A 10730-nucleotide genomic window follows, 5' to 3' on the forward strand; every position below is an offset into this window, starting at 1 on the left:
ACCGAGAGACGATGGACCTCGACCGGTTCGCCGACGACGCGCCGGCCGACGACGCCCCCGGCGACGCGCGGGTCTGCGTCGTCGCGACGCGGCCGGACACCTTCGAGCGCTGTCGCGAGGGGTTCTACCCGGCGCCGCGGTCGTACGACCGCACCCGCGCCGCGTTCGACTACGTGGCGTTCTACCGGACCGCGCCGGTCTCCGCGATCACCCACTACGCCCGCGTCGTCGACCGGGTCGAGCAGGCCCGCGGCGAGCCCGGTCCGATGAGCGAGGAGGACTGGGCGGCGCTGATCGACCCCTTCTCGGAGGAGCGGGTCGTCGTCGTCTTCGAGTTCGACGAGCCGGTCCCGCTCGATTCGCCGGTCGAGAACGACGCGAGCGGGGTGCGCGGCGCGTGGTACTGCACCGTCGACGACCTGCGGGCGGCGGCGACGCTCTCGGCACTCTCGACCCGGGCGGAGCGCGGGGAGTAAGGGGCGCGACGAGGCCGGAGCCGGGACCACCTCAGTCCGCGTCGACAGGCGTCTCGGGCGCGACGCGCGCGACGCGGCGATGGGTCTCCGCGTCTCCCGCCGCCCTCCCGGGCGCGTGGTCCGGGTGAAGGCACGCGAACAACGCTTCCAGCGAGTCGACCAGCCGGTGGCTCGGGCGGTTGAACAGCGCGTTGCCGTCGATCGCGCACACGCGCTCGCTGTCGACGGCGGCGAGGTCGCGCCACCCGGGGCGGGCGGTGAGGTCGTCGACCGCCTCGACGGCGCGTTCGCGGTCGAACCCGCAGGGGGCGACGACGAGCGCCTCGGGGTCGTACGCGCGGATGTCGTCCCACGCCACCGGCTCGGAGGGGCCGTCAGGCTGGAACGACGGGTCGCCACCCGCGAGTTCGGCCATGTCGCGTACCCAGTGGCCCGCCCGGATCGGCGGCTCCGTCCAGTCGAGGACCGCGGTCCGGGGGCGGCCCTCGTCGGCGATCGCGCGCTCGGCGCGCTCGCGGACCGCGTCGACGCGCTCGCGGAGGTCGGCGCGGAGCGCGGTCGCGGCCGCTTCCTCGCCAACCGCCCCACCGATCCGGGGAACGTCTTCGAGGGCGTCCGAAAAGGAGTGCGGGTCCAGCGCGAGCACGTCGGGCGAGGGGTCGAGCCGCTCGGCGGCCGCCCGGACCTCGCTCGCGTCGACCGCGCAGACGTCGCAGGTCGCCTGCGTGACGAGGAGGTCCGGCTCCAAGGCGGCGAGCAGCTCCTCGTCGAGGTCGTAGACGGCGCCGTCGACCACGCGCATCTGCTCGTCGATGTCGGCAGCCGAGCGGTCCGCGTGGTCGACAACCGTGCTCGTCAGCGTCGGCAGCTCGCGGGCGGCCGGCGGGTGGTCGCAGCTGTGCGACACGCCGACCGGCTCGACGCCGAACGCGAACAGCGTTTCCGTGGCGGACGGCAGCAAGGAGGCGACGCGCATGGGCGAAACGAGGCGCTCGGCCGACTAAAGTGGGGGGTCCGCGGTCGGCCGCTACCGGGCGGGGAGCCGCGCGAGGACCGGCCGCGCGACCGCGTAGCCGACGTAGAGCAACACCCAGTACGCCAGCGCGAACGACGCGGTGCGCAACCACTCCGCGGTCGGGGCGCCGAGCGAGTCCAACAGCGTGACCGCGAGCAGCGTGCTCACGAGGAGGAAGCGGACGTCTCGGCGTTCCATGGTCGCCCGCAGCACGCGTCGCGTGAAAACATCTCGCGCTCCCGGGTTCGGCGCAGCGAGGCCGGTCACTCGTCGACGGCGTCCGCGGTCGCCGTCGCGTACGCGGCCGCGAGGTCGCCGTTCGGGAGCGCGTCGAGCGCGGCCCCACACCCCCACCGGACGCGGTCGCGCCGCTCGCCGGGCGGGAGCTTGTTCGTCGCGACCGTCTCGGCGGTGTCGAGCGCCGCCCGCGCGGTCTCGTCGTCGCCGTCGGCGGCCGCCGACTCCGCCGCCGCGAGGAGCTGTTCGAGGCTCGCGCGCACGTCGTGAGGCACCTCGTCGGGGTCGGTCACGGCCGGCTCTGCGGGTCCTCGGTCCGGTCGCCCGCCAGCGTCGCGAACGCGAACTCCGTGCTGCTGCCGAGCGGGTCGGTCGCGGTCCGCGTCTCGACGTCGGTGAACCCGGCCGTGCGAAGCTGGTCCAGCGTGCGTTCGCGGCCGGGCGCGGAGAAGAACATCTCCCCGTCCATCCAGCCGCGCCGCACCGTCTCGAAGCGGCCGCTCGGCAGCGTCATGAGGAGTCGACCGCCGGGCCGGAGGACGCGGGCGAACTCGTCGTACACCGCGGGGTGGCGCTCGCGCTCGACGTGAAACACCGCGTGGTACGCCGTGATCGCGTCGAACCGGTCGTCGCCGATGGGGAGCGCCGACATCTCGCCGTGGACGAGCCGGGCGTCCGGCACCGTCTCGGCCGCGAGGTCGAGCCCGCGCCGGGAGACGTCGAGTCCGACGCTGCCCGGCGGGAGGTTCGCGAGGGTGCGGGCGCCGTCGCCGCAGCCGACGTCGAGGACGAGCGGGGCGTCCACGGAGGCGGGCGGCGACAGCGAGTCGAGGAGGTCGTCGATGAGCGCCGCGTCCGAGCCGTCGGGGTCGCGCCGGGCGGCGTACGTCGCCGCCACGTCCTCCCACGCGCGTCGCACGTCGTTTCGGTCCATGAGTGAGGTTGGGCCGCGGACGACATGACTCCTCGGACGGGTGGCGACCGCTGAACACGTCGACGGCGAGAAAAACGAGGTCGCGGTGTCCTCAGAAGCCCGTCGGGACCACCACGTACGCGAGGAGTAAGGTGACGATGCCGGTGGCGACGCCGTAGTACAGCACCGGTATCAGTTCCAGCCGGATGACGCGCCCCTCCTCGCCGATGAGGCCGACGACCGTGAGCGCGGCGACGACGTTGTGGATGGCGATGAGGTTCCCGATCGCGCCGCCGACCGCCTGCGCGGCGACGACGATCTGGGTCGGCGCACCGATCTGCTGGGCCGCCTCGAACTGGAAGAGGCCGAACAGGATGTCGCTGACCGTGTTCGAGCCGGCGATGAACGCGCCGAACGCGCCGATGAACGGCGAGAAGAACGGGAACGCCGCTCCGGTGAGGGACGCCGTTTCGGCGGACAGCAGCTGTAGCATCCCCATGTCAACAGTTTCGACGCTGTTGACCACGATGTCGGCGCCGGTCTTTTGCATGATCATCACCGTCGCGACGGCGAACCACAGCGCGATGACCGCCGGGATGATGTTCGAGACGGCTTCTCCCCACGAGTCTTTGATCCCCTCCGCGTCCATGCCGTGGAGCCCGTACGTCACGACCGCGACCAGCACGAACAGCGACCCCGGGAGGTAGAGCATCTCGACTCCCTCGGAGAACGGCGTTCCGAGGATGTTGTTCCACGTGATGACGCCGGTCGACGACAGGAAGCTCTGTACGGGACCGACGACCCGCGTCACGATCAGCAGGGCGGCGACGAGGATGTAGGGAGCCCACGCCATGCCGAGCGACATGTCCTGGCCGTGCATCTCCTCGAAGCGGCTCGTGCCGCCGTCGGTCGCTATCTTCTGGTCGGTGTCGGAGTTACCCATGCCCGTTCCGGGCTCGATCTTGCCGATCCAGTGGTCGGGCCACTGCTCTTGCGGCCCGAAGTCCCACTCCTCGTCCGGGAGGAAGTAGCCCGCGCGCAGCGTCGAACCGACGACGAGCAGGCCGACCATCGCGCCCAGCAGCCCCGGGAACGTCGGCCCGAGGAAGTACGCCGTCAGGAGGTACGGAACCACGAAGGAGGCCCACGCGAACAGCGTGAGCGGGAGCACTTCGATGGCGGGCTTGAGCGAGCGCTCCTCGCCGAAGAAGCGGGTCATCATCGCGACCCCGATGAACGGGATCGCGACGCCCACGACGGCGTGGATGACGGCCGCCCACAGCCCGATCTGGGCGACGTAGGCGCCGACGCTCTCGAAGCCGCCGTTCTGGACGACCTGGTACGCCGCCGTGCCGGCCTCCGTCGGGTCCTGCCCGAAGACGACGTCCTCGAACCCGATGATGAGCGGCGTCCCGACCGCGCCGAAGGTGATCGCGAGGATGTTCCCGGTCAGGGCGACCACCACCGCGGCCAGCGGCGGGAAGCCGAGTCCGACCAGCAGCGGGCCGACGATAGCGGCCGGCGTCCCGAACCCGGCCGCGCCCTCGATGAACGACCCCATGAGGAACACGAGCAGGACGACCTGCACGCGCCTGTCGTCGCTGATCGAGGAGAAGCCCGCGTTGATGACCTCGAACGCGCCCGACTGCTTGAGCGTGTACAGGAGCAGTATCGCGCCGAAGACGATGACGAGGATCCGCGTCGCCGTCAGCGCCCCCCGGATGGAGGCCGCCGCGATCAACGTCGGCGTCATCTCCCAGCCGACGTACGCGGCCCCGGCCGCGATGGCCCACGCGATGGGCATCGTGATCGTCGCCGGCTGGTAGAGGAGGACCATGATGATCGCGATCGCCGCGAGCGGCAACAGCGCCAGCAGAATGAGCAGCGGGTCAGCCACGGACACCACCTCCATTCGTCGCACGGTCGTCGTTCCCACTCACGGTACCCCGAGAGCCCACCCACCAGTGGACTCGTGTCTTGAGTCTGCCACGAAGTGGCATGACAGGGATGTCGCAATCTCGTTAATTAAATCTGCCGGAATCAATGATTATGGTCACTTCGCGATCATCCGCGGAGACAGCGCAGTCGGAGGGTTCGGATCCGACCGTGACAGATCCCGAAGGTTGAGACGGCCGAAGACGGGCGGCGATCCCGCCTCAGTCGTCCGCGGGCGACGGCGTCGTCGCGTCGACATCGCCCGCGTCGGCCGCGCCCGCGTCGGCGACGGCGTCGGGCGCGGGCCCGGTCACCGCGTCGGCGACCTTCTCGATCGGGTGCGGCGGGTTCTCCGCGCCGTCGCGGTCGCCGAGCTGCGAGCGACAGGAGGCGCCGGGCGCGGTCACCGTCTCGCCGCCGCTCTCCTCGACCTGGTCGAAGAGGATCCGACCGATGGCCTTCGAGATGTCGTAGTGCTCCGACTCGTAGCCGAACGAGCCCGCCATCCCGCAACAGGAGGAGTCGAGCGGGTCCACGTCGTAGCCGGCCCGGCGGAGCACGCCGACCGCGTGGTGGTCCTTGTTCGTCGCCTTCTGGTTGCAGTGGCCGTGGTAGGTGAGCGACTCCGCTGGCGGGTCGAACGCCAACTGCTCGTCGACCCGGCCGACGTCGAGGTACTCGAGGACGCCGTACGCCGCGGCCGACACCGCCTCAACGTCGTCGCCGTCGAGGAGGTCGAGGTACTCGTCCTGGAACATCACCGCGTCCGAGGGCTCGACGAAGACGACCGACTGCCCGTCCCGGACGCGGGACGCGAGCGCCGCGACGTTGGCTTGGGCGCGCTCGCGGGCGTCGTCGAGGAACCCGGTCGAGAACGCCGCCCGGCCCGAGGGCGCGAGGTCGTCCGGGACTTCCACGCGGACGCCGGCCGCCTCCAGCACCGCGACGGCCGCCTTCCCGGCGGCCGGATAGCTGTAGTTGGTGTACGTGTCGGGGAACAGCGCGACCGTGTCGACCGCCTCTGCGGGGTCGACCGTCGACCCGCCGCGCGATTCGAACCACTCCTCGAAGCTCTCGGAGCGGAACGTCGGCAGCTCGCGGTCCGGGGCGATCCCCGCGACCGCGTCCATCACCTTGCGGGCGCCGGGGACCTTCGCCGCCGCGTTCGAGACCGGCGCGAGCGCGCTCCCGATCGCGGAGAAGCGGTCGATGTCGCGGAAGATCCGCTCGCGGAGCCCCGACCCCTCCTCCTCGTGGTGCTCGTGTTTCACCTCGGCTTTCAGCTTCGCGAGGTCGACGCCGGTCGGGCAATCGCTCTTGCAGCCCTTACAGCCGACGCAGAGGCCGAGCACCTCCTCTTGGAAGCGGTCGGAGTGGATCTCGTCGTCGTCGAGCTCCCCGCTGATGGCGGCCCGGAGCATGTTCGCGCGGCCACGGGTCGCCTGGATCTCCTCCTCGGAGGCGCGGTAGGTGGGGCACATCACGCCGGAGTCGGTCTCCCGGCAGGTGCCGCAGCCGTTACACAGCTCGACGAGGTGCGAGAAGCCGCCCTCGTCCTCGAAGTCCAGCTCGGTCTGCGGCTCGATCGACTCGTAGGCGGGCCCGTACCGGAGATTCTCCCGCATATCCGTGTCGGCGGCGGTGTCCGGGTAGCCGCGCTCGCTCGCGGTGTCGCCGTCGACGTAGACGACCTTGCCGGGGTTCATCCGCCACTCGGGGTCGAACGTCGACTTGAGCTCCTGGAACGCGCTCCAGAGGTCCTCGCCGTACATCTTCGGGTTGAACTCGGTGCGCGCGAGCCCGTCGCCGTGCTCGCCAGAGAAGGCGCCGTGATGCTCCAACACGAGGTCGGTGACGTCCTCGGAGATGGAGTGCATCTTCTCGACGCCCTCCGCCTCTTTCAGCGAGAGGATCGGCCGGATATGGAGGGTTCCGGACCCCGCGTGCGCGAAGTACGCCGCCGAGGTGTCGTGGTCGGTGAGGACGTCCTCGAACTGCCCGACGTACTCCGCGAGCTCCTCGGGCGGCACCGTCGCGTCCTCGATGAACGGGTACGGCTTCGGGTCGCCCTGCATGCCCATCAGGAGCGGGATGGCCGCCTTTCGGAGCTTCCAGATGTCGGCCTGGTCCTCGGGCGTGTACGCCTCCAGCACGTCGAACGCGTCGCCCTCGTCGACGAAGTACGCGTTCGTGTCGGCGATGGCGTCCTCGAAGTCGTCGACGAGCTCGGAGTCCCACTCCAGCATGAGCGCCGCGGCCGCGCGGTCCGGGATCGGCTCAGCGTACTGCGCGAACTCCTGTGAGCCCGCGGCGAGCGCGAACACCTCGTCGTCCATCAGCTCGACCGCGCTCACCGGGAACTCCAGGGCCTCGGGCACCGCCTTCATCGCGTCGACCAGCGAGTCGAAGGTGTACAGCGCGAGCGCCGTCTCCTCGGGGCGGGTGACGAGCGACACCTCGGCCTCGACGATCGTGCCGAGCGTCCCCTCGGCGCCGACGAACAGCTTCGTGAGGTTGATGACCTCGTCGCCGTCGTCATTCTCGTAGATCACCTTGTGGAGGTTGTATCCGGAGACGGAGCGCTTGAGGCTCGGGTACTTCTCGTCGATCGCCGCCTCGTTCCCCTCGACGAGCGCGCGGGTGGTCTCGTACAGCGCGGCTTCTCGGTCGTCTTTCTCCACTATCTCCTCGTACTCCGGCGAGTCGAGGACGACCTCGCGGGTGTGGAGCAGCGAGCCGTCGGCGAGCACGACCCGCAGCTCCTCGGTGTACGCGTCGGTGATCCCGTACCGCACCGAGTGCGCGCCCGTAGAGTTGTTGCCGATACCGCCGACGACGGTCGCCCGCGCCGAGGAGGCCGGATCGGGCGCGAACTTCAGCCCGTCCTCGGCCAGCCGGTCGTCGAGGTGGTCCTGCACGACCCCGGGCTGGACCACCGCCCGCCGGTCGTCGGAGCGGACGTCGACGATGTCGTCCATGTACTTCGAGAAGTCGAGCACGACGCAGCCCGGGCCGACCGTCTGGCCGCCGAGCGAGGAGCCGGCCCCCCGCGGGATGACGGGGACCTCGTGGTCGGCCGCGACCCGCATCGCCGCTTGGACGTCGTCGATCGAGCGCGGGGTCACGACGCCGGCCGGCCGCGCTTGGTAGATGCTGCCGTCGGTGGCGTACAGGACCTGCGCGTACTCATCGAACTGGACCTCACCGGCGACACGTTCGCGGAGGTCCTCCGCGAGCGCTTGGTAGGCGGGCACGTCCGGTCGGTCGTGACCGAGCGCCGCAGCCGACGTGTCCCAGTCCGGCGTGTCACTTCCGCGCGTGGGCTCAGTTGCCATGCGGGTAACCGGGAGCGAGAGGAGAATAAAACCTTTGTTAATGATTATTCTCTGCCCGGGCGCGACCCCGCCGGGATTTATACCGTCGCCGCGACAGTCGGATCTATGGAGATACTCCACACGTGTCTCAACGTGGCCGACGCCGACCGCACCGCTGACTGGTACGTCGAGCAGCTCGGGTTCGAGCGCTCTTGGGAATTCACGGCCGCCGACGGCGACACGCGCAACGTGTACGTCTCGGACGACGCGGGCGTCGAGTTCCAGCTGTCCGACACCGACGGCGAGGAGCCGAGTTCGGACGGCGACCGCTACGACCACGTCGCCGTCGGCGTCGACGACGTCGACGCGGCGTTCGAGGCGATCGACCACCACGGCGTGGTGAAGGAGCCGGGCGACCAGCCCGAGGCCGGCGCGCGCACCGCGTTCGTGAAGGACCCCGACGGGCACGCGGTCGAGCTTATCGAGCCGCTGTGATCTGACCGCTCGCCCGCTCTCACCTACCGCATCACGGCGGACCAGTCCGATCGATTCGACGCGTCGACGACGGTCTCTGTTATAATCCGACGAGCAGTATCGACGCCCCGACGGCGGCCCCCGTCCAACCCGCACCGACCCAGGTCAACACGGCGAACGCCTGTCGCGCCCCCTCGCGGCTCCACTCGGACTCGCCGCCGAGATGGCTCTGGACCGTCGACATGGAGTCCCCGAAGCCGACCGTCCCGCCCCACGTCGCGACGCCGAAGCCGAACAGGAGGACGCCGAGCGCGAACGAGGTGTCGGTCGCCCGCTGCGGCCCGGTAATCGGGAGGAGTACGCCCGCGACGACGAGCCCGAGGAGGCCGCCGCCGCCGACCCACCGCGCGACCGTCCGACCGAACGGCCGGAGATCGCGGTCAATCAACGGTCTCGCGCATCCGCGGGTCGAGCGCGTCGCGCATCCCGTCGCCGAGGAGGTTGAAGCCGAGCACCGTCAGCGCGAGCAGCAGGCCCGGGAAGAACGACCACCACCACGCCCCGGAGAACAGCCCGAACTCGACGCCGTTCGAGAGCATCATCCCCCACGTCGGCTCCCCGGGACTGGCGCCGAAGCCGAGGAACGACAGCGCGGCGATGTCGATGATCGCGAGCCCGTAGTTGAGCGTCGACTGGACCGTGATCGGCGCGAGGCAGTTCGGGAGGACGTGACGGATGAGCAGTCGGGGATCGGTCGCGCCGAGCGCCCTCGTGGCGTCGGTGTACTCGTCTTCGAGCACCTTCAGCGCGGCCCCGCGGACGACGCGGGCGAACCGGGGGGTGTAGACGAGCGTCAGCGCCCCGACGGCCCGCCACAGGCCCAGCTCCTCCGGGAAGATGGTGACGAGCGCGAGCGCTAAGAGTAGCGACGGGAACGACAGCAGGACGTCCATCGTCCGCATGATGACGTTGTCGGTCAGGTCACCGTAGTACGCGGCGACGATCCCGAGACTCACCCCGAGGAACGTCGACGCGACGACGGTGACCGTTCCGTAGAGGACCGCGTACCAGGCCCCGTACATCACGCGCGGGAAGATGTCGCGGGCCTGCCCGTCCGTGCCGAAGAGGTACTCCGCGCTGGGCGAAGCCTCGGAGGGGTTCGTCCCGAACTGCGTCGCCATGAGCTCGCTGAGGTCGTAGGTGAGCCGCGCGTAGATCGCGATCAGGACGACGCTCACGATGATGACGATCCCGGTGATCGCGAGTCGGTTCGAGGAGAGCTGCGAGAGGAACGGGCTCGCGCGCAGCCGCTCGACGATGCTTCGGTCGACGGCGCCGGTCTGTGTCTCCGTGCTCATTGTTCGATACGCGGGTCGAGGATCGAGTAGGTGAGGTCGACGCCCAGGTTAACGAGCGTGTACAATACGGCGAAGACGAGGACGGTCCCCTGGACGACGGGGTAGTCGCTGCGGTTAATCGCGTCGACGAGCAGCGTGCCGATGCCGTTGATCTCGAAGACGGTCTCCGTGAGCACCGCGCCGCCGAGCAGCGATCCGAACTGGATGCCGATCACGGTGATGACGGGGATGAAGGCGTTGCGGAGGCCGTGTTTCATGACGGTGATCTTCGAGCCCTGTCCCTTCGCGCGCGCGGTCCGCATGTAGTCCTGGCGGATCACCTCGACCATCGACGAGCGCATCATCCGCGAGAGCAGCGCCATCTGATAGATCCCGAGCACCACCACCGGCAAGAGGAGGTGAACGACCGCGGACTGGAACGCCGCGACGTTCCCCGCCAACAGCGTGTCGACGAGGATGAGCCCCGTGACCGGTTCGACGAAGTACTCGGAGCCGATTCGACCGCTGGTCGGGAGGAGCCCGAGGAACTGCGCGAAGAGCAGGATGAGCAGCGGACCGCTCCAGTAGATCGGGATGCTGATTCCGCTCAGCGCGCCGATACGGGTGAGGTGGTCGGTCCACGTGTCCTGTTTGACCGCGCTTAAGATTCCCAGCGGGAGCCCGAACAGGAGGCCCGCGAACTGGCCGAGCAGCGCGAGTTCGATCGTGATCGGGAGCCGGTTCGCGAGGATCTGGCTCACCGCCGCGCCCCGGTTCACCTGATACGACTGGCCGAAGTCGAACGTCGCGACCTCGCCGAGGAAGCGAACGTACTGCTGCCAGAGCGGGTCATCGAGTCCTAGATCCGCACGGACCTGGTTGACGAACTCCTGGCTCGCTCGGTCGCCGGCGATGACCACGGCGGGATCGCCCGGCGAGAGGTGGAGAATGGCGAAGACCACCGTTGCGACCCCGAACAACACGGGGAACAGCATGAGTAGCCGTTTGAAGACGAAGCGTTTGGAGACC

General features: G+C 69.8%; 11 protein-coding genes. 2 read left to right on the forward strand and 9 right to left on the reverse strand.

Annotated features, from left to right (window positions below; genetic code table 11):
* The first annotated feature begins 11 nt into the window (after positions 1-11).
* Complete coding sequence (locus N5096_RS07375) at positions 12-476, forward strand: hypothetical protein (protein ID WP_267663690.1); 465 nt, start codon at positions 12-14, stop codon at positions 474-476.
* 31 nt (positions 477-507) lie between these two features.
* On the opposite strand, the gene N5096_RS07380 is transcribed toward N5096_RS07375, so the two are convergent.
* The 6 genes from N5096_RS07380 to N5096_RS07405 form a co-directional block, all read right to left on the reverse strand.
* Positions 508-1452: an ABC transporter substrate-binding protein gene (locus N5096_RS07380; protein ID WP_267663691.1), complete on the reverse strand. Its 945-nt coding sequence runs from the start codon at positions 1450-1452 to the stop codon at positions 508-510.
* 51 nt (positions 1453-1503) lie between these two features.
* Positions 1504-1689, reverse strand: coding sequence for a hypothetical protein (locus N5096_RS07385; RefSeq protein WP_267663692.1), 186 nt, complete (start codon positions 1687-1689; stop codon positions 1504-1506).
* A gap of 65 nt (positions 1690-1754) precedes the next feature.
* Entirely contained in the window at positions 1755-2021 is a 267-nt protein-coding gene (locus tag N5096_RS07390; protein ID WP_267663693.1) for a DUF8101 family protein, read from the reverse strand.
* Positions 2018-2662: a class I SAM-dependent methyltransferase gene (locus N5096_RS07395; protein WP_267663694.1), complete on the reverse strand. Its 645-nt coding sequence runs from the start codon at positions 2660-2662 to the stop codon at positions 2018-2020. Before N5096_RS07395 ends, N5096_RS07390 begins: the two co-directional genes overlap by 4 nt.
* A 91-nt stretch (positions 2663-2753) precedes the next feature.
* Positions 2754-4553, reverse strand: coding sequence for an L-lactate permease (locus N5096_RS07400; protein ID WP_379790175.1), 1800 nt, complete (start codon positions 4551-4553; stop codon positions 2754-2756).
* A gap of 244 nt (positions 4554-4797) precedes the next feature.
* On the reverse strand, positions 4798-7911 hold the full coding sequence (locus N5096_RS07405) for an FAD-binding and (Fe-S)-binding domain-containing protein (protein WP_267663696.1): 3114 nt from the start codon (positions 7909-7911) through the stop codon (positions 4798-4800).
* A gap of 105 nt (positions 7912-8016) precedes the next feature.
* Here N5096_RS07405 and N5096_RS07410 point away from each other — a divergent pair, with 105 nt between their 5' ends.
* A complete protein-coding gene (locus N5096_RS07410) occupies positions 8017-8385 on the forward strand; it encodes a VOC family protein (protein WP_267663698.1) in 369 nt (122 codons plus the stop codon).
* Positions 8386-8464: 79 nt separating this feature from the next.
* On the opposite strand, the gene N5096_RS07415 is transcribed toward N5096_RS07410, so the two are convergent.
* The 3 genes from N5096_RS07415 to N5096_RS07425 form a co-directional block, all read right to left on the reverse strand.
* Entirely contained in the window at positions 8465-8812 is a 348-nt protein-coding gene (locus N5096_RS07415) for a DUF7268 family protein (protein WP_267663700.1), read from the reverse strand.
* Complete coding sequence (locus tag N5096_RS07420) at positions 8805-9722, reverse strand: ABC transporter permease (RefSeq protein ID WP_267663701.1); 918 nt, start codon at positions 9720-9722, stop codon at positions 8805-8807. Before N5096_RS07420 ends, N5096_RS07415 begins: the two co-directional genes overlap by 8 nt.
* The coding region (locus N5096_RS07425) for an ABC transporter permease (protein WP_267663702.1) at positions 9719-10730 on the reverse strand (1012 nt) is incomplete at its 5' end. The genes N5096_RS07425 and N5096_RS07420, both read right to left, overlap by 4 nt.

The sequence above is a fragment of the Halorubrum yunnanense genome (genome assembly GCF_026586675.1).
Classification (GTDB): domain Archaea; phylum Halobacteriota; class Halobacteria; order Halobacteriales; family Haloferacaceae; genus Halorubrum; species Halorubrum yunnanense.

What these genes read in the sequence shown, in the direction of transcription:
- N5096_RS07395 (WP_267663694.1), bottom strand. Translation starts at nt 2,662, where the DNA reads ATGGACCGAAACGACGTGCGACGCGCGTGGGAGGACGTGGCGGCGACG.
- N5096_RS07400 (WP_379790175.1), bottom strand. Translation starts at nt 4,553, where the DNA reads ATGGAGGTGGTGTCCGTGGCTGACCCGCTGCTCATTCTGCTGGCGCTG.
- N5096_RS07410 (WP_267663698.1), top strand. Translation starts at nt 8,017, where the DNA reads ATGGAGATACTCCACACGTGTCTCAACGTGGCCGACGCCGACCGCACC.
- N5096_RS07405 (WP_267663696.1), bottom strand. Translation starts at nt 7,911, where the DNA reads ATGGCAACTGAGCCCACGCGCGGAAGTGACACGCCGGACTGGGACACG.
- N5096_RS07420 (WP_267663701.1), bottom strand. Translation starts at nt 9,722, where the DNA reads ATGAGCACGGAGACACAGACCGGCGCCGTCGACCGAAGCATCGTCGAG.
- N5096_RS07380 (WP_267663691.1), bottom strand. Translation starts at nt 1,452, where the DNA reads ATGCGCGTCGCCTCCTTGCTGCCGTCCGCCACGGAAACGCTGTTCGCG.
- N5096_RS07375 (WP_267663690.1), top strand. Translation starts at nt 12, where the DNA reads ATGGACCTCGACCGGTTCGCCGACGACGCGCCGGCCGACGACGCCCCC.
- N5096_RS07385 (WP_267663692.1), bottom strand. Translation starts at nt 1,689, where the DNA reads ATGGAACGCCGAGACGTCCGCTTCCTCCTCGTGAGCACGCTGCTCGCG.